Annotated in this window: 18 protein-coding genes; 8 read left to right on the plus strand and 10 right to left on the minus strand. The window is 72.1% G+C overall.

Annotated elements, in window-relative coordinates:
* Positions 1–40: 40 nt before the first annotated feature.
* Together FRAAL_RS26990 and FRAAL_RS30780 are read left to right on the plus strand one after the other, a co-directional pair.
* Positions 41–886, plus strand: coding sequence for an MBL fold metallo-hydrolase (locus FRAAL_RS26990; protein ID WP_011607237.1), 846 nt, complete (start codon positions 41–43; stop codon positions 884–886).
* A 236-nt stretch (positions 887–1,122) separates the two neighbouring features.
* Complete coding sequence (locus tag FRAAL_RS30780; RefSeq protein WP_157892235.1) at positions 1,123–2,811, plus strand: serine/threonine-protein kinase; 1,689 nt, start codon at positions 1,123–1,125, stop codon at positions 2,809–2,811.
* On the opposite strand, the gene FRAAL_RS27000 is transcribed toward FRAAL_RS30780, so the two are convergent.
* Positions 2,774–3,310 carry an NUDIX hydrolase gene (locus FRAAL_RS27000; RefSeq protein ID WP_011607239.1) on the minus strand — a complete coding sequence of 179 codons (537 nt, stop codon included), beginning with the start codon at positions 3,308–3,310 and terminating at the stop codon, positions 2,774–2,776. The two genes, FRAAL_RS30780 and FRAAL_RS27000, sit on opposite strands and share 38 nt — an antisense overlap.
* 700 nt (positions 3,311–4,010) lie before the next feature.
* Here FRAAL_RS27000 and FRAAL_RS27005 point away from each other — a divergent pair.
* A complete protein-coding gene (locus FRAAL_RS27005; RefSeq protein ID WP_231861369.1) occupies positions 4,011–4,733 on the plus strand; it encodes a DUF3040 domain-containing protein in 723 nt (240 codons plus the stop codon).
* Between the two features lie 24 nt (positions 4,734–4,757).
* Here FRAAL_RS27005 and FRAAL_RS27010 read toward each other — a convergent pair whose 3' ends face one another.
* On the minus strand, positions 4,758–5,414 hold the full coding sequence (locus FRAAL_RS27010) for an adenylate kinase family protein (protein ID WP_011607242.1): 657 nt from the start codon (positions 5,412–5,414) through the stop codon (positions 4,758–4,760).
* A gap of 380 nt (positions 5,415–5,794) precedes the next feature.
* Entirely contained in the window at positions 5,795–6,763 is a 969-nt protein-coding gene (gene ppk2 / locus FRAAL_RS27015) for a polyphosphate kinase 2 (RefSeq protein ID WP_231861370.1), read from the minus strand.
* 196 nt (positions 6,764–6,959) lie between these two features.
* Between ppk2 and FRAAL_RS27020 the strand changes: the two genes are divergently transcribed.
* Entirely contained in the window at positions 6,960–8,450 is a 1,491-nt protein-coding gene (locus tag FRAAL_RS27020; RefSeq protein WP_011607245.1) for a hypothetical protein, read from the plus strand.
* A gap of 193 nt (positions 8,451–8,643) precedes the next feature.
* Here FRAAL_RS27020 and FRAAL_RS27025 read toward each other — a convergent pair whose 3' ends face one another.
* Positions 8,644–9,369, minus strand: coding sequence for a maleylpyruvate isomerase family mycothiol-dependent enzyme (locus FRAAL_RS27025; RefSeq protein ID WP_011607246.1), 726 nt, complete (start codon positions 9,367–9,369; stop codon positions 8,644–8,646).
* A 113-nt stretch (positions 9,370–9,482) separates the two neighbouring features.
* Positions 9,483–10,043 carry a hypothetical protein gene (locus tag FRAAL_RS27030; protein WP_011607247.1) on the minus strand — a complete coding sequence of 187 codons (561 nt, stop codon included), beginning with the start codon at positions 10,041–10,043 and terminating at the stop codon, positions 9,483–9,485.
* 308 nt (positions 10,044–10,351) lie between these two features.
* Here FRAAL_RS27030 and FRAAL_RS33345 point away from each other — a divergent pair, with 308 nt between their 5' ends.
* From FRAAL_RS33345 to FRAAL_RS27040, 3 genes are all read left to right on the plus strand, one after another.
* A complete protein-coding gene (locus tag FRAAL_RS33345; protein WP_011607248.1) occupies positions 10,352–10,600 on the plus strand; it encodes a hypothetical protein in 249 nt (82 codons plus the stop codon).
* A 62-nt stretch (positions 10,601–10,662) separates the two neighbouring features.
* Positions 10,663–10,920 (plus strand): hypothetical protein, encoded by a 258-nt coding sequence (locus FRAAL_RS27035; protein WP_157892236.1) that lies wholly within the window; start codon positions 10,663–10,665, stop codon positions 10,918–10,920.
* A 64-nt stretch (positions 10,921–10,984) separates the two neighbouring features.
* Complete coding sequence (locus FRAAL_RS27040) at positions 10,985–11,860, plus strand: HAD-IIA family hydrolase (RefSeq protein ID WP_041939844.1); 876 nt, start codon at positions 10,985–10,987, stop codon at positions 11,858–11,860.
* Positions 11,861–11,989: 129 nt separating this feature from the next.
* On the opposite strand, the gene msrA is transcribed toward FRAAL_RS27040, so the two are convergent.
* The 3 genes from msrA to FRAAL_RS27055 form a co-directional block, all read right to left on the minus strand.
* The gene (msrA, locus tag FRAAL_RS27045; protein WP_041939845.1) at positions 11,990–12,682 is read right to left on the minus strand and encodes a peptide-methionine (S)-S-oxide reductase MsrA; all 693 of its coding nucleotides are present in this window, start codon (positions 12,680–12,682) and stop codon (positions 11,990–11,992) included.
* A gap of 191 nt (positions 12,683–12,873) precedes the next feature.
* Complete coding sequence (gene phoH2, locus FRAAL_RS27050) at positions 12,874–14,166, minus strand: RNA 5'-3' helicase PhoH2 (RefSeq protein ID WP_011607252.1); 1,293 nt, start codon at positions 14,164–14,166, stop codon at positions 12,874–12,876.
* Positions 14,167–16,000: 1,834 nt separating this feature from the next.
* Positions 16,001–17,824, minus strand: a complete 1,824-nt coding sequence (locus FRAAL_RS27055) for a phosphoenolpyruvate carboxykinase (GTP) (protein ID WP_011607254.1) — start codon at positions 17,822–17,824, stop codon at positions 16,001–16,003.
* Between the two features lie 282 nt (positions 17,825–18,106).
* Between FRAAL_RS27055 and trhA the strand changes: the two genes are divergently transcribed.
* The gene (gene trhA, locus FRAAL_RS27060; RefSeq protein ID WP_231861371.1) at positions 18,107–18,802 is read left to right on the plus strand and encodes a PAQR family membrane homeostasis protein TrhA; all 696 of its coding nucleotides are present in this window, start codon (positions 18,107–18,109) and stop codon (positions 18,800–18,802) included.
* Positions 18,803–18,934: 132 nt separating this feature from the next.
* Here the strand turns inward: trhA and abmR are convergent, their stop codons facing one another.
* Together abmR and FRAAL_RS27070 are read right to left on the minus strand one after the other, a co-directional pair.
* Positions 18,935–19,543 (minus strand): ATP-binding transcription factor AbmR, encoded by a 609-nt coding sequence (gene abmR / locus FRAAL_RS27065; RefSeq protein WP_011607257.1) that lies wholly within the window; start codon positions 19,541–19,543, stop codon positions 18,935–18,937.
* Positions 19,544–19,692: 149 nt separating this feature from the next.
* Positions 19,693–21,723: a thioredoxin domain-containing protein gene (locus FRAAL_RS27070; protein WP_011607258.1), complete on the minus strand. Its 2,031-nt coding sequence runs from the start codon at positions 21,721–21,723 to the stop codon at positions 19,693–19,695.
* Positions 21,724–21,833 lie beyond the last annotated feature (110 nt).

Raw genomic sequence — 21,833 nt, forward strand, 5'->3', positions numbered from 1 at the left:
AACCCCAGCCACGAACCCCAGCCGCCGACCCGTCCCGGGGGTGCCCGTGCCGCCGTTCCGCCTTCCCGACCTCGATCTCGACCTGCCGATCTGCCTGACCTGCGGGGTGCAGTACGGCGCCGAGCGGGTCGACTGCCCGGTCTGCGAGGACGAGCGGCAGTACGTCGGGTGGGAGGGGCAGCGCTGGACGTCGCTGGCCCGGCTGCGCGCCGAGGGCTACCACGGCGTGCTGCGCCCGGAGGGCGAGCGGGTGACCGGCGTCGGCGCCGAGCCGAAGATCTCCATCGGGCAGCGGGCGCTGCTCGTGCAGACGGACGCGGGCAACATCCTCTGGGACTGCGTGCCCTTCCTCGACGACGACCTCGGCGGCCGGGTCGCCGAACTCGGCGGGGTCACCGCCATCGCGGTCAGCCACCCGCACTTCTACGGAGCGATGGTCGACTGGAGCCGGGCGTTCGGCGGGGCCCCGATCTACGTCCACGCCGCGGACGCCGAGTGGCTCGGCCGACCGGACGGCGCCGTCGAGCTGTGGTCCGGCGACGCGCTGACGATCGGCGCCGGGCTGACCCTGATCAACGGCGGGGTGCACTTCGCCGGCGGCACGGTCCTGCACTGGGCGCAGGGCGAGGGCGGGCGGGGGGCGCTGTTCTCCGGCGACATCCTGCAGGTGGTCCTCGACCGCCGGTGGGTGAGCTTCATGTACAGCTACCCGAACTACATCCCGGAGCGGCCCAGCGTCGTCCGCCGGGCGCTGGACCTGCTCGAACCGTTCGACTTCGACGCCGTCTACGGCGCGTTCTGGCAGACCGTGGTCCGCGCCGACGGCCGGGCCGCCGTGCGCCGCTCCGCCGACCGCTACCTCCGCTTCGTCGCCGACACCCCGTAGCCGCCACTCTCCGCACCCGCCCTCCTGCCCGCCGCCCGCCCGCCCGCCTGCCCGCCCGCTGCCCGCCCGCCGCCCGCCCGCCTGCCCGCCCGCTGCCCGCCCGCTGCCCGCCCGCTTATCCAGAGGGATAAATCGGACACCCAAGCCTCTGGATAACTATGGGGTGGGCCGGTCGGACGCGGCCTGCGAGACTTCTGGGCCGATGGCTGGACCGGCGTGGCTCCCGGAGGTCTCCGATGGCGCAGCACGACCCTCTCCGCGACGACGACCCCCGCCGGGTCGGGCCCTACACGCTGCTGGAGCGCGTCGGTGCCGGCGGCATGGGCGTCGTCTACCTGGCGCGCGACTCCGTCGGTCGGCGGGTCGCGCTGAAGATCCCGGGCAGCCCCGGCCGTGCCAACCAGATCCCGCACTCGCACGAGCGCTTCGTCGCTGAGGTGGCGACCCACCGGACGCTGACGAGCGAGCGGGTGGTCCGCTTCCTCGACGCCGACGTGCACGGCCGCCCGCCCTGGGTCGCCCTCGAGTACGTCCAGGGCGCCAACCTGAGCCAGGTCGTGTCCGAGACCGGCGTCTTTTCCCACCGCTTCCTGCTGGCCCTCGCCGCCGAGCTCGCCGAGGCGGTGGCCGACATCCACGCGCACGGCATCGTCCACCGGGACCTGCACCCGGCGAACGTCATCTGCCTGCCGAACGGCATCAAGGTCATCGACTTCGGCCTGGCCCGCATCCAGGCCGACGACGAAAGCCTCATCACCAAGGGCCCGCCGATCGGCGTCCCGGCCTTCATGGCGCCGGAACGCTTCGCGGGCGTCGTCACCCGGGCCTGCGACGTCTTCGCCTGGGGATGCTGCGTGGCCTACGCCGCCGCCGGGACGCCGCCGTTTCCCAACGTGGCGCCGCGCGACGCCTACGCCGCCGTCGCGGGCTCCCCGCCGGTCCTGACGAACCTGCCCGGCGACCTCGCCGACCTGGTCGGCTGGGCGCTCGCGAAGAAGCCGGAAGACCGGCCGACCGCATCCCGGGTGGCCGCCGAGCTCCAGGGCCTGGGTGTCCCGGTGACTCGCCCGGCCGCCCGCCCCTGGCCCGCGCAGGCGCTCCCGCTGATCAGCCAGGCCGTCCCCGGTCCGGCCATCGCCGGTACAGACGGCTGGATCGACGGCCCGCACGCCGGGACCGCCCGCTCGGGAAGCGGCGACTCGGGAGTGGTTTACCGGGGCCCCGGCGGCTCGGGAGTGCATAACTCACGGATCGGCGACTCGGAACTCGGCGACTCGGAACTCGGGGACTCGGAACTCGGGGACTCGAGGATCGGGGACTCGGGCCTGATCACGACGCCGAGCCAGCCGAGCCGCCCAGAGCACCCGAACCACCGCGAGCCGGCGCCGATCGGTCCCCGCGGCGCCGGCGCGGTGGTGGCAGCGGTGGTCGCAGCGGCGTTCTGCCTGTTGGGCCTCGCGCTCACGGCAGGGGGGTACGCCGCGGGCGACGTCACCGGCCCGGTCTGCGCCGGACTGGTGGCCGCCGCGGCGGGAGTGCTGGCCCTCGTCCGGGCCGGTCGCCGTGCCGGCCCGGTCGCCCCGGTCGCCCCGGCGGGTGCGGCGGGTGCGGCGGGTGCGGCGGGTGCGGCGGGTGCGGCGGGTGCGGGGGCCCCGCGCCCGCCGGTCGGCGTACCCGCCTGGTTCGTGCCCGTAACCGTCGCCGTCGGCGGCGTCGCCGGCGGTGTGTTCGGACTGCTCCTCGCCCGCGGGCTGTGGGCCGGCAGCCCGCGGGCGGCCGCGGCGTCGGAGCTCGCCCTGGCCTGCTGCTTCGCGGCGGCGTTCGCGCTGTACCTGCGAGGTTCGGATCCAACCCGGTCGGCGGGGCACCCGACCCCGCGATCCGGAATCAGGTCACCAGGCGGGAGTGGCGGGACGCCTTCGTGAGCTTCGTGCCGAGCCGGCCCGCGACCTGACCGGGCTCGACCCAGCGGACGCGGGTGCTGACGGAGTCGGGCACGGCGAGGCTGCGGTCCTCGACGTGGAACAGGTAGGTCATGTCGTAGTGGACGTGTTCGGGTTCCCCGCGCGTCGGCGCGGCCTCGACGATCCTCGCCTCGACGTCGAAGGGGATGATTCCGCCGGGGATGACCATGTTCGTCTCCACTCCGGCGCGGCGGGCGGCGAGCCCGAGCGCCGCGCCGAGCAGGGAGGAGTCACCCGCGTCCACGTGGCCGCCCGGCAGATGCCAGGCGGACGTGGCCGAATCCATGATCTCGAGAACCCGCCAGTCGGGGGAAACGATCGCGGCGCGGCAGGTGACGTGAGCCGGCGTCGTGCTACGTGCCGTGATGGCAGGCCCGTGCAGGGCCAGCACGACCAAGGACCGTATGAGGTCCATCTCGTCCGGGTTCGCCTCGATGTAGCCCAGGGCTACACCGATCACCGCGTTGTTGGTGACCGCCACGCTCAGAGAACGTACAGGTGTCGGGTGCTCAACACGGAACACCGGGGCGGGACACTCCGAAGTTCGTACTGCACACATATCCTCACTTACCGCGTCGGAGAACCTGGCTATATCGGAAGAAATCGGAATGCCAGTTCGGCATGTTCCTGGACTTCCTCGTCCAGTCGCGCTGGCCCGCGAGACGATGCGCGCGACACTCGGCCACGCTCGGCACGACGCACCCTTCCTCGCGGGCAACCCACCAGACCGCCCCGACATCGCGACGGAGAGTGACAGTTGGTCGAGCTTTGCGGCACGCCGGCCGCAGCTCCTACGGCATCCCGCACGTCGATCCATCCTTCCCGAGATCGGGTGAAGCGGACAAACAGGGCAAGTACCCGCCTGCCGGGTACCCAGCCCCTACCATCGCCAAACCTCCTTCGTGCCGCAAATCAGAAATTTTGCTCCATCTTCAGTCGAGGGTCCCGCTCACCCCCAGGTCAGCCCGGATGCGGGCGGCCCGAGGCGGCGGGACGCGCGGACGTCGAACGCGGGGGCAATCGGCACCTGTAGGCACCACGTTCGGGTGGCCCCGCACCCGGTGGCGGTACCCCCGGCACCGGGAGTCGTGACGGTCAGCCGACACCTCGGGCAGCCGCCGTCCGGCCACGACTAGGGTCGGCGAGGACGCAACGGCACAATGCCGACTCCGGGCCGCCATCCATCGGCACCCTGGCGCGTCGCCACCACGTACGCCCTCACCGGCTACCTGAAGCGACGCGGCAGTGGGACCCGGGAACCGCGGGACGAACGGGAGGACCCCACCGTGGCCGACAGTCAGGCTCTCGACGCGCCGCGCCCGCAGGGCCGTCGGGCCCGTCGGGCCACGGTGCTCGTGGCGGGGCTCGCCCTGACCGGGCTCGTCGGCCTGACGGCCGGCTGCGGCTCGGACGGCATCGACCTGCCGGATCCGAGCGCCAGCGCGAGCCTGCCGACGGCGCTGCCCACAGCCCTGCCGACCGCGCTGCCGAGCGGCCTGCCCACGGCCCTGCCGACCGCCCTGCCCAGCTCGCTGTCGACCTCCATCCCCGGGGTGGGGAAGATCGACGCGGTGACCGGACCGGCCGCGCTGCGCGGCACCAACGTCCCCGCGGGCTTCCCCGTGCCGCCCGGCGCGACGGTGAAGGTCGGCACCACCACCGGGAAGAGCTCGACGGTGACGCTGTCGGGGGTGTCCAGCGACAAGGTGGCGGCGTTCTACCGCACGGCGCTGCCACCGGCCGGCTACCGGATCACCTCGGACGTCGGCATTCCCGGCGTCGCGCGCGCGCTGGCCTTCACCGGGCACGGCGTCACCGGGAGCCTCGGCGCCGCGGGCCTCGGCCAGTCCAACGCGATCGCCATCGTCTTCACCAAGAGCTGACGAGGCGGCCGGCGCCGACGGGGATCACACCGCCGCGGGGGCCAGGTCCGGCAGGTTGAAGTACCCGCGGATCTCCGTCTGGACGGCCCGCGGCTCGCGGCGGGCGTCGACGACGGCCACGAACTCCTTACGCTGGAAGATCTCCATCACCGGCTGGGTCTTCTCGTGATAGTCACGCAGTCGCACGGCCAGCGCCTGGGGATTGTCGTCGGCGCGCCTGCGCAGCCGTGCTCCGCAGACGTCGCAGGTGTCCGGCATGACCGGCCGGCTCGCTATCAGGTTGTAGTCCAGGCCGCAGCGGGAGCACAGCCGGCGGGCCAGCACCCGCCGGTAGACCTCGTCGTCCGGGAGGTCCAGGTAGATGACCCCGTCGATGTCGTAGCTCTCCAGAAAGAACTCCGCCTGCCGCGCGTTGCGGGGAAATCCGTCGATGATGAAGCCGTAGTTCCAGTCGTGGTCGGCCAGCCGGGTGCGCACCACCGATTCGACGAGGTCGTCGCCGACGAGGTGGCCGGCGGCGACCGTCCGCTTCACCTGGGCGCCCAGCTTCGTGTGATTCTGTACGTTCCAGCGGAAGACGTCGCCGACGCTTATGTGGACGAGGTCGAAATCCCGTGCCAGCATCGTCGCCTGGGTTCCCTTGCCGCTGCCCTGCACTCCCATGATGACGAACTTGCGCACGAAATCCCTCTCCCGCCCGAATCGCAGGTCGCACAGGTGGTCGGCCGCGGACCGTCGTCCGGTTCATTCCCTGCCGGGTACCGTATCCGCTGAACGAATGGATCGACCCGGAGGCCCGCCCGGTGAATGCGGCGTGGGCAACGACACATATCCCGGTCAACGGCGGGAGGGCCCGCGGGTGAGTGCCGAAGAACCGCGGGCAGCGGGAGGTTACGGCCACCGCCGGCGGGTCCGTCGACCCGGCCGCGCCGCCCCACGGACGGCCGGCGCGGCGCCGCGACCGGCACCGAAAGGGCGGTTGCGCGAGGGCCGACTCACCCTCGTCAGGTGGCACCTGCGCGCCACCCGCGGCGGGTCGCCTGGCCCGGCGGGCGGCTCGCTCAGCCCCGCACATAGCGGCGCGGCACCCAGGTCTGGCTGTCGATCGGGGGCCGCTGGTAGGCCTTCTCCTGCCGCGGGGGCAGGACGACACGGTCATGCGGCACGTCGCCGTACGGGACGACCGACAGCAGATGGCTGATCAGGTTGAGCCGGGCCGTGCGCTTGTCGTCGGCGTCCACCACGTGCCAGGGCGCCTCCCGGATGTCGGTGTAGGCGAACATCTCGTCCTTGGCCGCCGCGAAATCCACCCAGCGGGCCCGCGCCTGCAGGTCCATCGCCGACAGCTTCCACCGCTTTCCGGGATTGTCGATGCGCTCCTGGAAACGCCGTTCCTGCTCCTCGTCGCTCAGCGAGAGCCAGTATTTCACCAGGACGATCCCGGCGCGGACCAGCGCCCGCTCGAGCTGCGGGCAGGTGCGCAGGAAGTCGTCGTACTCGTCGTCGGTGCAGAATCCCATCACCCGTTCGACCCCAGCCCGGTTGTACCAGCTCCGGTCGAACAGCACGATCTCGCCGGCGGCGGGCAGGTGCGCCAGGTAACGCTGGAAGTACCACTGGGTGCGTTCCCGCTCGGTCGGCGTGCCCAGCGCGACGACCCGGCACTGGCGGGCGTTGAGCCGCTCGAGGATGCGTTTGATGGTGCCACCCTTGCCCGCGGTGTCCCGCCCCTCGAAGACCACCACCAGCCGGAAGCCGGTATGCCGGATCCATTCCTGCATCCGGACCAGCTCGGTCTGCAGGCGGGCGAGTTCCCGCTCATACTCCTTCCTGGAGACCCGGGACGGGGTGATGCCCGCCGCGAGCGCCGCCGCGGTCGAGGGATCGGCCGCCACCGTACCGGCGGTCCCGGCGGTCCCGGCGGGCCCGGCGGGCCCGGCGGCCTGCGGCGATCCGTCGTCGCCGGCCGCGACCCCGCCGCCCTCGTCGGCCCTGTCCCCCGTCGATCCGCCGTGCCGCCCCTGTGCCATGTCCCCACTCTCCCGCCATCAACGACGATCGCCGTGGACCCATCGTCGCCGCGACCGGGCGCGTGGCCGCCCACCCCGCGCCGGCCCTACCGGTGCAGGACGACAATTCACTACAGAGCAGGATGTGTACGGGAATCGGGGACGTGGGGAACGGCCGCGCGGGTGGCGACCTCCCCGGTTTCGGGGAGGAACGCGGGTGTCGAGGGGACTGCGGCGGGCGGTCGGTGCGGGTCTGGCCGCGGCCGCACTGACGGTCGGGCTCGGGGCGTGCGGCTCCGGCGACAAGGCGCCGGCACCGCCGGCGGAGGTCGTGCTGAACCGGGGGCAGGACGCCTCGCTGCCGTTCCGGACCGCCAATGAGGGCGAGGTCCTGCTCGACGTCACCACCGCCGCGCCCGGCGTGTCGTGGGGCTCGCCGGGCAGCGAGTCGGCCGTGGTGTCCCTGTTCGTCGACAACACCTACGCCACCGACGTCGTCATCCCCGCCTCGTTCCCGATCAAGCGGAGCCTGGCGCTGGGCCACCTCGCCGCCGGCGACCACACCCTGCGGGCGCAGTTCGCCACCGACCGCTCGCCGCAGGCGGCCGCGTCGGCCCGGCTGACCGGCTTCACCTTCCGGACGGTGACGCCGCAGGACAACGGCTACCAGGCGCTGGCCCACGCCCCGGTGGTGTATGGACGGACGACGCCGCTGCCCGCCGCCGGTTCCCCCGACGTCGGCGCGCCGTCGTCGGCGACCGCGGCGGACCCGCTGGCCGGCGGACCGTTCCAGAACGCCATCACGGACACGCCGCTGCTGGCCTTCCACTCCGAGGCGCCGACGGCGATCTCGGGGCACCGGCTGCTGACCTACTCGACCGTGTGGAGCAACGAGGACGGCGGCACGTCCACCCCGGCGCTGATGGCACAGTGGGGCCGCACCACCGACATCGAGTGGACCTACCAGGTGGAGATCGACGCCGCCGGCAACGCGATTCCCGGCAGCGCCGTGATCCAGGGCCCCGACCACACGACGCAGCCCTTCACCGGCCGCTCCGAGGGCGGCCACCCGCTGCTCGGGACCTGCACGCTGAACAACGCCATGTGCCAGAACCCGGACGGCCCGATGCGGTTCGCCCTGTCCGCCGCCGACACCCTCGACCCGAACGCCGACGCCCGCGAGCGGCAGATGGACCGCAACCCGTGGACCTACTGGGTGATGGCGCAGGAGGTCGCCCGCGAGGGCAAGGTCGACGAGAACAAGGCGCCGAACTCCACCACGAAGATCAGCGACCCGCGCAACTACCTCTATCTGATCATCCGTAAGAACACCGTGGGGGCGCCGAACACGGAGAACAGCTGGGTCGGCCTGTCGGTCGGCGTGCGGTTGTCCGGCAACGGCGAGACCTACCGGTCGAACAAGATCTACCCCCTCTGGGCCATCGAACGGGACACCCCCGCCGCGACGGCCGTCGAGCTACCCCCCGGCACGGTCGCCGAGGACATCTCGACGATCGAGGCCACCCGCGTCGTCGGGGCGGGCGTCGACCGCGGGGCCCGCATCACGGTCGACTCGATCGAGCGGGCGTTCCTGCTCGGGCCGGACGGCGTGCCCCAGCAGTCGTTCCTGTTCACCCCGGCGAAGGCGACCCTGACCCCGGCCGCGCCGACCGCGACTCTGTTCCGGCGCCCCCAGGGCGGTTCCTGACACCAGGGCGGTTCCCTGACACGCCCAGGGCGGTTCCGGACACCCCAGGGGCGGTTCCGGACACCTTCGAGCCGCACCTGAGTGCCGGCACCTCGGTGCCTCCCGGCCGCCCCCGCCGCCCTCGGCGTCGCCGTGCGGTGGCACACCCGGGAGGCACCACCGCGGTGCAACCCCGGCCCCGGCCGAGCCGGGGTCAGACGCCGGGATGCAGTGCCGGGAGCAGGGCGACGTCGCCGTAGGCGGCGAGATCGGGACTGTCGAACGGCAGCCGCCCCCACAGGGCGAGCAGGACCGCGGCGGCGGGGCCACGCAGGGCGGCGTCCCCCTTGGCGTGCTCCCGGGTCACCGTGACGTCATTGCCGGCCAGCGCGACCAGCCACTCTCCCTCGACGTCGGTGAGATGGACGTGCACGCCGCCGTGCGCCGCTGCGGCACTCGTCGCCCGGGCGCGCCCGCCGGGCAGCAGGATGGTCAGCAGCTCGTCCACGCCGTCCGCGGCCACCTCCGCCGCAGGTGGGCGGGCGGCGCCGACAGCGTTGTCGGCGTCCCAGCGATGCACGGTGAGCTCCTGGGCGAGGCGGCGGCGCCAGAACCCGGCGACTGGCGGCGCGACCCCGGTGTGGTTCCAGGCCGGCCGGGCGGGATCGGTCTCGCGCAGCACGTCCAGCAGGCCGTCGAGGGAACGCCGGTAGTAGTCGACCAGCCCCTCGTCGTCGGCGGGCGCGGGCGGATTCGGCGGCGGCGGCTCGGCCGTGCCCCGCGACACGACGACACTCACGCTGTGTAGCAGGCGACCGGCGTGCCGCAGCAGGCGGCGCGAGCTCCAGCCCGGGCAGGTGGGCACGGGAGTGTCGAGATGTCGGCTGGTCGTCGCCAGCAGCGCGACGCCCTCGGTCTCGATGAGCGCGAGATGGTCCACCTGCCCGAGTCTGGCAGGGCAGACGCCCACGGGCGACGGGCGAGGGCAGCCGTTCCCAGGTCCCGTTCCAGGTCCCGTTCCAGGTCCCGTGCCCGTGGTCGCCGGCGCGAGGCCTAGTTCGTCGAGACGATCTGCGCCGGCGCGCCGACCTGGGCGGCCAGCCTCGTCCAGTGGCCATCGGCGGTGTTCAGGGCATCGGTCGTGCGCTGGAGCAGGACCGGCGGGGGCAGTGCGGTGCCGTCGAAGAGGTTCCCGCAGGTGGTGACGGCCTGGGCGTAGGCGGTGGCGCCGTTGGTCCAGGTCTGGCTGGCGGCGGCGACGGGCGGCACGCCGAGCTCGCCGATCCGGTCCACGGCCTGACCGAGCTGGACGCACGCCGGCCGCAGTGCCGTGCCGTCGGCTGCCTGGATGTCCGTGCGCACTGCGTTGACGGAGGTCACGACCTCGTCGCGGACCCCGGCGGTGGTGGCGTACCAGGTGGCGAGCTGGGTCTTCACATCGATGGTCGGCGGGACCACCGCGCCGGCCTCGGCCTGCGTGCCGCCGCCACCGACGATCAGGTAGACGGCGGTCACCGCGCCGGCGCCGGCCACGCCGAGGATCGCGAGGCCCCGGCGGCGTTCCTGGCGGGACAGTTCCTCCCAGTTGCGGTAATCGTTACGGCGCCGGCGCACGGATCCCCCACATCGCGAGAAGTAACCGACAGAACAGACGCCCGAATCAACCCGGACGTTGCGCCCGGATCGCCGCCGGTCCGCCCCGGCCCCCTCCCGATCACTCCCCGGTCACCCCCGCGGCCTCCCGACCCGGTTCGCCCCTCGCCGGACCGGCCCGCGCCCCACCGGGCCCTCACCGGACCGGCCCGCACCCCACCGGGCCCGCGCCGGGCGCCACCCTCGCGCCACCCCGCGGCGGGTCGCCGGAGCACTCGACGACGTACGTCACATTTTCGATTCGGCCGTGCCCGGAGCGCCGCGAACGTATGCCGGATGAGAACGGCCGTGCACCAGCCAATGCAGACGCGCGTTCCGTGGGCTGCTCGCCGGACATCGCCGAGAAAAATTCGGCCGTTTCGGTGGACAAGGCGACGGGAAAGCGCACGATATCGGAGGGGGCCATCCACGGCGTCGGCGTGCATCGTGGCGCATCGCCGGGCCGACCGGAGGGACGAGACGACGATGATTTCGGCAACGGCATCCAGCGGCGCGAATTTGCGCGCCCGGAGCGATGACCTGCCGAACCATGTGTCGCCGCCCTGGGTGGCCGCTGAAAAACGTGCACAAGGGGGCGTGAATGGTCGAGGGTGGGCCGTACTGGTGGGAATCCACATCCTTGCCGGACGGGGCGGCGGATGACGACGCCGCGGCGTGGGCCGTGGTCGTGCTCGGTGGCCAGGGTGGGCGGGTCCGCGGGGTGGTCGGCCCGTTCCGCACCCCGGGCTACGCGCACACGTACGCACACGACGAGGGATTGCGGGAGTGGCTCGTCGTCCCCGCTCTGTGTCTGACGCTGCCGGCCAGCCAGCAGGCCGCCGGCGTCGCTGTGCTGTGAGACGCCGCTCCCAGTGACCACCCCTGCCCGCCGTCGGGCCGGGCGGCGGGCAGAATCAGTGGCCATGTCGGAACGGATCATCGAGAACTATCTCATCGACATGGACGGCGTTCTCGTCCACGAGGAACACCCGATTGCCGGGGCGGACGCGTTTATCGCCGGCGTCATCGCCGCGGGCCTCGGCTTTCTGGTGCTGACGAACAACTCGATCTACACGGCCCGCGATCTGTCGGCACGGCTGTCCCGCTCGGGCCTGGAGATCCCGCCCGAGCGAATCTGGACCTCCGCGCTCGCCACCGCGCTCTTCCTGCACACGCAGCGGCCGGGCGGCTCGGCGTATGTCGTCGGCGAGGCGGGGCTCACCACGGCGCTGCACGACATCGGATATGTGCTCAGCGACAGCTCCCCGGATTATGTGGTGCTCGGGGAAACCCGGACCTACAGCTTCGAAGCGATCACCCGAGCGGTCCGGCTGGTGCGCGACGGCGCCCGCTTCATCGCGACGAACCCCGACCCGACCGGTCCGTCGGTCGAGGGGCTCCTCCCGGCGACAGGTGCCGTCGCCGCCATGATCACCAAGGCGACCGGGGTCACCCCCTACTTCGTCGGCAAGCCGAACCCGCTGATGATGCGCAGCGCCCTGAACACCCTGTCCGCGCACAGCGAGACGACGGTGGTGATCGGCGACCGGATGGACACCGACGTGGTCGCCGGTCTGGAGGCCGGGATGGACACCGTGCTCGTGCTCTCCGGCATCACGACGCACGCCGACATCGAGCGATTCCCCTACCGGCCGAGCGCGGTCGTCGACAGCATCGCCCGGGTCCCGGTGGGGCGGGACGTCCACACGATCGACGGGGCACTCACCGGGGCGACCCGCCGCCCCGCGCCCACCGCCCCCGCCGACGACACGGCACCACGGCACACCACCCAGAGTTGACCTCGCGACCACACGCCGCCGCGAGCTGACCGCCCGGCGGCACCCAAACCCGGGAGGTCAGCCGATCGCCCGGCGCACGCAACGACCGGCCGGCGGCCCCACCGCCGGCCGGGAGACGCGGACTACGGGTCAGGCCACGCCCGCGGAACCCTCACGGTCCGCACCGACCCCGGCCACGCCGACCGGGCAGGACAGGCCCGTGCCGCCGAGGCCGCAGTAGCCGTAGGGGTTCTTGGCGTCCGACAGGTACTGCTGGTGGTACTCCTCGGCGAGGTAGAACGGACCCGCCGGGGCGATCTCGGTGGTGATCGGGCCGTAGCCCGCGCCCTGCAGCACCTTCTCGAACCCGTCCCGACTCGCGTCGGCCGCCGCCGCCTGCGCGTCGGACGTCGTGTAGATCGCCGAGCGGTACTGGGTGCCGACGTCGTTGCCCTGGCGCATGCCCTGGGTCGGGTCATGCCCCTCCCAGAACACCTTCAGCAGCTCCGCGTAGGAGACCTTCGCCGGGTCGAACACGACCAGGACCGCCTCGGTGTGCCCGGTCTGGCCGGAACACACCTCCTCGTACGTCGGATTGGGCGTGGATCCACCGGCGTAGCCGACCGCGGTCGTGTACACGCCGGGAACCTGCCAGAACGCGCGCTCGGCGCCCCAGAAGCAGCCGAGGCCGAACACGGCCGTGTCCAGCCCGGCCGGGAACGGGCCGGTGAACGAGGTACCGAGGACGGTGTGCCGGGAGTCGCCGACGAAAACCGGGCGGTCCCGGCCGGGGAGCGCCTCCTCGGGCGTGGGCAGCGTGGTCTTATGGCGACCGAAGAACATCTGTGCCACCTCCGATGAGTGTCTCCTCTGACAACCATCCAGAGTGGCCGGGCGTTCCCGCGACGCGCCGGGCGCCGGCCGGATTCGGGCGCCGCGAGCCGCGGAGCTGCACCGCGGACCGGGCCGCCACGCGGGCCCGGTCCGGGTGCAGCGCGGGTCAGAGGACGGCGCCCATCAGGGGACGGCCCCCATCAGAGGACCAGGTCCTCCAGCATCGTGGTCACGAGCGCCGCGATCGGCGAACGCTCCGAGCGGGTGAGCGTGACGTGCGCGAACAGTGGGTGACCCTTGAGCGTCTCGATGACCGACGCGACCCCGTCATGCCGACCGACCCGCAGGTTGTCGCGCTGCGCCACGTCGTGCGTGAGCACCACCCGGGAGCCCTGCCCCAGCCGGGACAGCACGGTGAGCAGCACCCCACGCTCCAGCGACTGCGCCTCGTCCACGATCACGAAGGCGTCGTGCAGGGACCGTCCGCGGATGTGGGTGAGCGGGAGCACCTCCAGCATCCCCCGGTCGACGACCTCCTCGATCACCTCCTGGGAGACCAGGGCGCCGAGGGTGTCGAACACGGCCTGTGCCCAGGGCGCCATCTTCTCGTTCTCGCTACCCGGGAGGTAACCGAGCTCCTGGCCGCCGACGGCGTAGAGCGGCCGGAAGACGACGACCCTCCGGTGGGCCCGGCGCTCCATCACCGCCTCCAGGCCCGCGCACAGGGCCAGCGCCGACTTGCCGGTGCCGGCCCGGCCGCCGAGCGAGACGATGCCGACGTCCGGGTCGAGCAGCAGGTCGAGCGCCACCCGCTGCTCCGCGGAACGCCCGTGCAGCCCGAACGCGTCCCGGTCGCCCCGCACCAGCCGGACCTGCTTGTCCGCCGTGACCCGGCCGAGCGCCGAGGCACTGCCGCCCGCCGTGGTGAGCACCAGGCCGGTGTGGCAGGGCAGGTCGGCGGCCTCCAGGATCTCCGTGTACTCGCGGGAGTAGAGCCGGTCGAGATCCTCCTGGGCGACGGTGAGCTCCGCCATGCCGGAGAAGCCGGTGTCCACCGGCGACAGCGCCTGGTACTCCTCCGCCGGCAGCCCCAGCACCGAGGCCTTGACCCGCAGCGGGAGGTCCTTCGTGACCAGCACGACGTCCGCGCCCTCGCGGGCGAGGTTCATCGCGACACACAGGATCCGCGAGTCGTTCGTGTCCACCCGGAACCCCGGTGGAAGCACAGCCGCGTCGGTGTGATTAAGTTCCACCCGAAGCGTTCCCCCACCCGCCAGCGGGATGGGCTGGTCGAGGCGACCGTGCCGGATGCGCAGGTCATCCAGCAGGCGCAGGGCCTCCCGGGCGAACCAGCCCAGCTCCGGGTGGTTCCTCTTGCCCTCCAGCTCCCCTATGACGACGAGGGGGAGCACGACATTGTGCTCCGCGAACCGCAGCAGCGCGCCAGGATCAGAAAGCAGCACGCTTGTGTCGACGACATGCGTTCGTGGCACACGCCCACCCGCTTACTCGGAGGTAGTCCGGGACCGACCCCTCCAGGAGCCGGGCACCGGCCTCCTGGTGTAGTCGCGCTTGCGGCACCGAGGGGCCTCCCGAGAGGTCCGGCACCACGCCGGACCACGGCTTGAGACGCTAGGGCTCTCACGGTAGCTGCCACCTCCCAGGATGGCGACCCACTTCGGGCAACACGTTGCGTTAAGAACGGGAAACGTTTTGCCTCCTCGGGTGCCCATCGTGTCCCTTTCGGTGACATGCCGACCCGATCATGACGCCCCGCAGCGACCCTCCTCCCCACGGCGCCAACCAGCACCCGCCGACCTCGCCGCGATCCCCACCACCGTCAGACCACAAGATCAATAGAGTCGCACGCGAGCAACAGCCCCGTCACGCAGCCGATCCCGTCGGCAGTGATCAGGCTCCCCGCGCGGGAGCACCGCGTCGACCGGTGCCCGGCGCGGTGGCGTCGGCAAGCGCAGATGGTTGACGGCGGTTCCACGTCCCGCATGGTCCACAACCTGCGCGTAGGTGGAGGCCGGTCGGGGCGATGTGGCGGGGTTCCGCGGAACCGCGCATACCGGGCTGGCTGGAGCAGGGGTCCGGGGGCAGGGCACGGTTCCGAAATGCACCATGATCGTCGAAGCTGGGGCTGGGGCTGGGCAGTGTGCCCGGTTTCGCCGAGCAGCGCGACCAGCACCGCGGGAGAGAACTGGGCCTCGGATGGGGATGGAGACCCGCACCGCAGGACCTCGGGAGCCTGGCGCGACCCGGCCGCGACCGGCGGCAGCACAGGCTGGCGGCAACCACGGCAACCACGGCAACCACGGGAGCCGGCGGGCGGTCGGGGAGCAGGGAGCGGTCCGCTCCGTCGGGAAGGGCAGAAAGGCGTCACGGAGAGGTGCGGAAATCGGAGAAAGGGAAGCGGAGGGCACCGGGCGCGCGTGAGCGGAGAACAGGCCGGCGCGACAGGGGTGGGCGGTGCGGTCGGCCTGCTCGGTTGACGATGCCATGGTCCCCAGAAGACCAGGAAAGGTAAGGAGTACCTAACCGAGTCGGATCCTCGGGCCATGTGCGGCCAGGCGGTGATCGGGAGCCCGTCGCGCGGCGGGATCAGGTCCGGACCCGGAGCAAGGAATCGGGCGGCTCCGGCTTGGGAGCCAGGTAACGCGAGTGCCCTTCCCGGCGCGGACGGGGTGGCCGGAAGCCTTTCGGAAACATGGCCAGGTGGCCCGGCAACATCAGGAAATCTGGATGGAACGACTCGGGCTGGATGGATCGGGCGGCACGGGGCCGGACGGACCGCGCTTTCCGGCGGGCGGGCGGCCGGCGGGGGTCCGATTCTCCTACGGATCAGCGCTCCCGCCCTCTTGACGGAAATCCACCGACCAGCCGCGGACGTTGCAGGAAATCCCAAAGACGACACGCACAGACACCCGTGGAACATGCGGGCTGGGGCGCACAGCGAGCGGCGAGCGGGTCCGTTTCCCGGTGAATGCGGGCCTGCTGATCACCTCGAAGCAGACACCCGAATACGTGCCACGTACACGGAATCTGTGACGGAGCGCAACCAGCCGACGTGAGCCGGTCGGGCCCGACGTCCGACGGGAACCGGCTGGCCCACGTCCGGCGGGAGACCAGATCGCGGACGTCCGACGGAGCCCGGCTGACCGACGTCACAGGCCAGCAGCTGGCCGACGTCACAGGCGAGCAGGTGGCGGGAACCTGGCTGGAGGCGGACAGGCGACGGCCCGCGCCGGGCGGGGGAACCGCCCGGCGCGGGCCGGGGTGTCGCGGGAGATGCTGTGTCGCGGGTGTCGCGGGTGATGCTGGTCAGCCGTCGAGGCGGCTGACCAGGGCCTCGTGCTCGGCCCAGAGAGCGGCGGGGAGCCGGTCGCCGAACGTCTGGTAGTGCTCGGGAATCAGCTCGGCCTCCTGCTTCCAGACGTCGATGTCGACCGTGAGCAGGGCGTCCAGGTCGGCTTCGTCGATCTGAAGGCCGTCGGTCGGCAGGGCGTCCCTGGTCGGCAGGACACCGAGCGGGGTCTCCACACCGTCGGCGTGGCCCTCGAGGCGGCCGACGATCCAGGCCAGGACACGGCTGTTCTCGCCGAAGCCGGGCCAGAGGAACTTGCCCTCCGGGCTCTTGCGGAACCAGTTCACGTAGTAGATCCGGGGCAGCTTCGCCTGATCGGCCTTCTGGCCGACCTCCAGCCAGTGGGCGAAGTAGTCGGCCATGTTGTAGCCACAGAACGGCAGCATGGCGAACGGGTCGCGGCGCAGCTTGCCGATCGCGCCGGCCTGAGCCGCGGTCGTCTCGGAGGCGACGATCGAGCCGAAGAAGACCCCGCGCCGCCAGTCGGGCGCCTCGGTGACCAGCGGAACCGCGGTCGCCCTGCGACCGCCGAACAGGATCGCCGAGATCGGCACGCCCTTCGGGTCCTGCCACTCGGAGGCGATGGTCGGGCACTGCCCGGCGGGGACGGTGAACCGCGCGTTGGGGTGCGCGGCGGGCTCGGTGGACTCGGGAGTCCAGTCGCGGCCCTTCCAGTCGGTGAGGTGCCCCGGGGCCTGCTTGGTCAGCCCCTCCCACCAGACGTCGCCGTCGTCGGTGCGGGCCACGTTCGTGAAGACCGTGTTACCCCACAGCGTCTTGATCGCGTTCGGGTTGGTCTGCTCGCCCGTGCCGGGGGCGACACCGAAGAAGCCGGCCTCGGGGTTGACGGCGTAGAGCCGGCCGTCCTCACCGAACCGCATCCACGCGATGTCGTCACCGACAGTCTCCGCCTTCCACCCGGGAAGGGTGGGGATGAGCATTGCGAGGTTGGTCTTTCCACAGGCCGACGGGAAGGCCGCGGCAATGTAGTGAACCTTACCCGCGGGCGACGTCAGCTTGAGGATGAGCATGTGCTCGGCAAGCCAGCCCTCATCGCGCGCCATAACGGACGCGATGCGCAGTGCGTAGCATTTCTTGCCGAGGAGCGCGTTACCACCGTAACCCGATCCATAGGACCAGATCTCGCGGGTCTCCGGGAAATGAGTGATGTACTTCGTCGTGTTGCACGGCCACGGAACGTCGGCCGCACCGGATTCCAGCGGAGCACCAAGCGAATGCACCGCCGGAACAAAGAAGCCATCTTCACCGAGCTGTTCCAGCGCGGGCGCGCCCATACGGGTCATCGTGCGCATGGAAATGACGACGTAGGGCGAGTCGGTGATTTCCACCCCGAGCGCCGAGATATGCGATCCAAGCGGACCCATGCAGAAGGGCACGACATACATCGTGCGACCGCGCATGGAGCCCTCGAACAGGCCCTGGAGCTTGACCCGCATCTCCGCCGGGTCCATCCAGTTGTTCGTGGGGCCGGCGTCCTCGGCCTTCTCGGAGCAGATGTAGGTGCGATCCTCGACCCGGGCCACGTCGCTGGGGTCCGAGGCGGCGTAAAAGCTGTTGGGACGCTTTTCGTCGTTCAGTCGGACCAGGGTCCCCTTCTCGATCAGGAGACTGGTCAGCCGGTCGAACTCGGCCTCCGATCCGTCGCACCACTCAACCCGTTCCGGCTGGGTGAGTTCGGCGATCTCACGCACCCAGGCGACCAGCCTGGCGTGCTTCGTGGGGGCCGCTTCCAGCCCCGGAATCTGTGCCGCGGTCGTCACAGCTCACACCTCCGGTCGAGTCGAACCCGCCGCGTTCTCGCCCCGTATGCAGGTGCCGACTTCAGTACTCGAACGTTCTCGTTCACGCGCTGACAAAACCCGCGGTACAGGGGCAGTTCGAGGTCGCGTTCAGGATCATTAGACTGTACCGCGCGTTCCCCCCGCAGTCGCGCGATAGCGAGTGGACAGAAGCGTCGGATCCATCACGCACCGGTACGGACGGACCGCCGCCGGGTGACTCCGTCTCGTGGCTGCCGGAAGCCTCGGGTTATCGTCCTGGACGTGGCTTCCCTCACGCAGCAGCCCGCCGGGCCTCCGCAGGCGGACGGCCCCTCCCACCCCCGTGACCTGGTGCGACCACGCATGCGGGGATGGCTACATGCCGGGGCATTCCCCGTAAGCCTTGCACTGGGTCTCCTCGCCGTGGCGCTGGCCACCACGCTCCGTGCCCGACTGGGGATCGCAATATACGCGCTGAGTATTGCGGCGCTGTTCGGAACGAGCGCGCTCTACCACCGCACGATGTGGTCGACGTCACGTGCCCGGTCGCGCATGAAACGCCTCGACCATTCAATGATCTTTGTTTTCATCGCCGGCACTTATACCCCTTTTGCCCTCCTTGGGATGCCGGAGCGCACGGCTCGCGTGGTCCTGGCCGTGGTGTGGGGCGGAGCGGCACTCGGCGTGACCATCCGGATGCTGTGGCTGCACTCGCCGCGGTACCTGACCGTGCCGCTGTACATCGCCCTCGGCTGGGTCGCCGTCTTCGTCATCCCGGAGCTGGCTCACCGGGCCGGGATCGCCTCGATGGTCCTGCTGCTGGTCGGCGGCGTCTGCTACAGCCTCGGTGCCATCGTCTACGCCGCGCGGCGACCGGACCCGGCCCCGGCGACCTTCGGCTACCACGAGGTGTTCCACGCCTTCACCCTCGTCGCCGCGGCCTGCCACTACATCGCCCTGATGTTCGCGATCCGCTGACCCCACCACCCACCCCATCCCACCCCAGCTCAGCCCAGGGCCAGTGGCGGTGCGCACTGCACGGTCTGCCCACGCGGACCGTACGCAACGCGCCGCAACCCGCCCGGCATGCCGCCGCGGACCGTGCGGGAGTCAGCGGCCGGGGCCCTCGGCACGGATCTTCTCGACCTGTTCGAGGGCCTCGCGAAGCTGGCGCAGCCAGGTGTCGGAGTTGTCCCCGACCAGCCGGACGCACCAGGCCAGCGCCTCGCTGCGGCTGCGCGCCACGCCGGACTCGACGAGGGTGTCCAGCACCTGACGCTCCGGCTGGCGCAGCCGCGTCATCACCGGCACGGACAGCACGGTGAACAGCTCGCTGGCCGCGCCCGCGGTCGCCCCCCACGCGACCTTGCGTCCATAGCGCCGCTCGGCCTCGGCGGCGATGGCGATCCGCTCGTCCCGGGTGCGCTCGCGGAACCCGCGGATCAGGGCGGCGGCCTCCAGGTCAGGCCCGTTCGACGGTGCCACCCCCCCGGGGTGAGAGGCAGCGGCCTGATCGGCGCGGGGTTTCTCGACAGGGGGTTGCTCGAAGGGGAGTTCCCCGACGACGGTGATCTCGTCCCGGTCGACGACCACGGCCGGCGGGCCGGTGAACCATCCGGCGGGGACGTGGGCCGCGAACCAGTCCGGCGCGTCCTGCGCCGGCACCGACTCCGCCCGATCCCCCGGCCTGCCGTAACCACGCCCACGCGGACCGGACATGACGAGTCTCCTCAGGTCCCCCGGCCGGACCCGCGGGCGGGCCCAACCTGCCGAACTGGTCCGGAGCCGTGGCCCCGCCAGGGTGCGCGCCGACACACCCCGCCGACGATTACACGCTTACCGGGTCACGAGTGAAAGTGCTTGGGGCCTCAGGTGGCGACCTTCACGCCGAGCTGCCTGCGAACCTCCTCGGCGGTGTGCACGGGCAGCTCGCAGACGAAGTCGCGGCAGACGTACACCCCCGGGGCTCCCCGCCCGGCGACCAACGGCCCGCTGGTCACCACGACGGCACCGGGCGCGGTGCCCAGCCGGGCGAGCCGTTCCAGGGCCGGACTGTCCACGACGGCGACCTCGGCCGGTCCGGCGAGCAGCGCCTCGGCGACCGCTCCGGCCCAGCCGGCGAACCGGGCGTCGCGGGACAGCAGCGGCGCGAACCGGGCCACGGTCGCCTCGGCGGTGCTCCGGTGCTCGGCCGAGCCGGTCAGGGCCGCGTAGGTCAGCAGGGCACCCGCCACCGCCGCCTGGCCCGACGGGGTCGCCGAGTCCGAGTCGTCGCGGGGGCGGCGCAGCAGCGCCTCCGCGTCGTCCGCGGTGTCGAAGAAGCCGCCGTCCGGCGCGGCGAACCGGGCCCGGACCACCTCGAGCAGCTCCCCGGCCAGGGTCAGCCACTCCGGATCACCGGTGACCTGGTGCAGGGTGAGCAGCCCCTCGGCGACGTCGCCGTAGTCCTCCAGCACGCCGGCGTTCGTCCCGACCCGGCCGTCCCGGCTGGTGCGCCGCAGCCGGCCCGCCACGAGGTGGACGTCGCGCAGCAGCACGGCCGCGTCCTCGGCGGCGCGGATCCAGGCCGGCTCGTCGAGCAGCGCCCCGGCCTCGGCGAGGGCGGCGATGGCCAGCCCGTTCCACGCGGCGACCACCTTGTCGTCCCGGGCGGGCTGCGGACGGCCGGCCCGGGCGGCGGCCAGGGCCGCGCGCACCGCCGCGAAGCGCGCCGCGTCGGGCGGGTCCGCCGGAAGCTGCAGCACCGACGTCCCGTGCTCGAACGTGCCCTCCGCGGTGACGCCGAAGATCTCCGCTGCCCAGGCACCGTCGTCCGCGCCGAGGGCGGCGCGCAGGCCGGCGGGTGTCCACGAGTAGCTCGCGCCCTCCTCGGGCTGCGCGTGGGCCGCCGGGACGCCCGCCGGCACCGCGTCCGCGTCGAGCGCCGAGGCGAACCCGCCCTGCGGGGTACGCAGGTCGGCGAGCAGGAACGCCGCGGTCTCCCGGACCACCCGCTGGGCCAGCGGCGAGCCGGTGGCCCGCCACAGGTGCAGGTACACCCGCAGCAGCTGGGCGTTGTCGTAGAGCATCTTCTCGAAGTGCGGGACGGTCCACGTCGCGTCGACGCTGTAGCGGGCGAAGCCGCCGGCGAGCTGGTCGTACATGCCGCCGCGGGCCATTCGCTCGCAGGTCAGCGCCACCATCTCCAGGCTGTGCCCGTCGCCGGTGCGGGCGGCGTGGCGCAACAGCATCTCCGCGACCATGGACGGCGGGAACTTCGGCGCCCCGCCGAAACCGCCGTGCCGCGCGTCGAACCGGGCGGACAGGCCCGCGACGGCCGTGTCCAGCAGCGGCGGGCTCAGCTCGTCGGCGACGCCGGAGGTGGGGCTCGCGGCGAGCCCGGCGACCGGGCCGCGCGCCGCCGCCTCCGCCAGCCGGCGGGCGATGTCGGCTCCCGACTCCTCGATCTCCGCCCGCCTGGTCTGCCAGGCGGCGACCACTGCCTCCAGCACCTGGCGGAACGACCCCATGCCCGGCCGGGGCCGGGGCGGGAAGTAGGTGCCCGCGAAGAACGGCTCGGCGGTCGGGGTGAGGAAGACCGTCATCGGCCAACCGCCGTGACCGGTCAGGGCGACGGTGACGTCCATGTAGACGGAGTCGACGTCCGGCCGCTCCTCCCGGTCCACCTTGATGTTGACGAAGTGGTCGTTCATGTAGGCGGCGGTGACCACGTCCTCGAACGACTCGTGCGCCATGACGTGGCACCAGTGGCAGGACGCGTAGCCCACCGAGAGCAGCACGGGCACCCCTCGGCGGGCCGCCTCGGCGAACGCCTCCGGGCACCACGGCCACCAGTCGACGGGGTTGTCCGCATGCTGGAGCAGGTACGGAGACGTCTGCTCCGCCAGCTTGTTCGGCACCGGGCAACTCCTCAGGGTCTGGCGTCGCCCGGGTCTGTGGAGCCCCGGGTCACTGGCTATGCAACCAAAGCGGCGAGCGGCTATGCCCCCACCCGTGCCCCGGCGCGCCG

It is taken from the genome of Frankia alni ACN14a, assembly GCF_000058485.1.
Lineage (GTDB): Bacteria > Actinomycetota > Actinomycetes > Frankiales > Frankiaceae > Frankia > Frankia alni.

Excerpts from the sequence above, each read along its gene's own strand:
- FRAAL_RS33345 (WP_011607248.1), top strand. The coding sequence starts at position 10,352 with ATGCCGGATGAGAACGGCCGTGCACCAGCCAATGCAGACGCGCGTTCC.
- ppk2 (WP_231861370.1), bottom strand. The coding sequence starts at position 6,763 with ATGGCACAGGGGCGGCACGGCGGATCGACGGGGGACAGGGCCGACGAG.
- FRAAL_RS27005 (WP_231861369.1), top strand. The coding sequence starts at position 4,011 with ATGCCGACTCCGGGCCGCCATCCATCGGCACCCTGGCGCGTCGCCACC.
- msrA (WP_041939845.1), bottom strand. The coding sequence starts at position 12,682 with ATGTTCTTCGGTCGCCATAAGACCACGCTGCCCACGCCCGAGGAGGCG.
- FRAAL_RS27040 (WP_041939844.1), top strand. The coding sequence starts at position 10,985 with ATGTCGGAACGGATCATCGAGAACTATCTCATCGACATGGACGGCGTT.
- abmR (WP_011607257.1), bottom strand. The coding sequence starts at position 19,543 with ATGTCCGGTCCGCGTGGGCGTGGTTACGGCAGGCCGGGGGATCGGGCG.
- FRAAL_RS30780 (WP_157892235.1), top strand. The coding sequence starts at position 1,123 with ATGGCGCAGCACGACCCTCTCCGCGACGACGACCCCCGCCGGGTCGGG.
- FRAAL_RS27035 (WP_157892236.1), top strand. The coding sequence starts at position 10,663 with ATGGTCGAGGGTGGGCCGTACTGGTGGGAATCCACATCCTTGCCGGAC.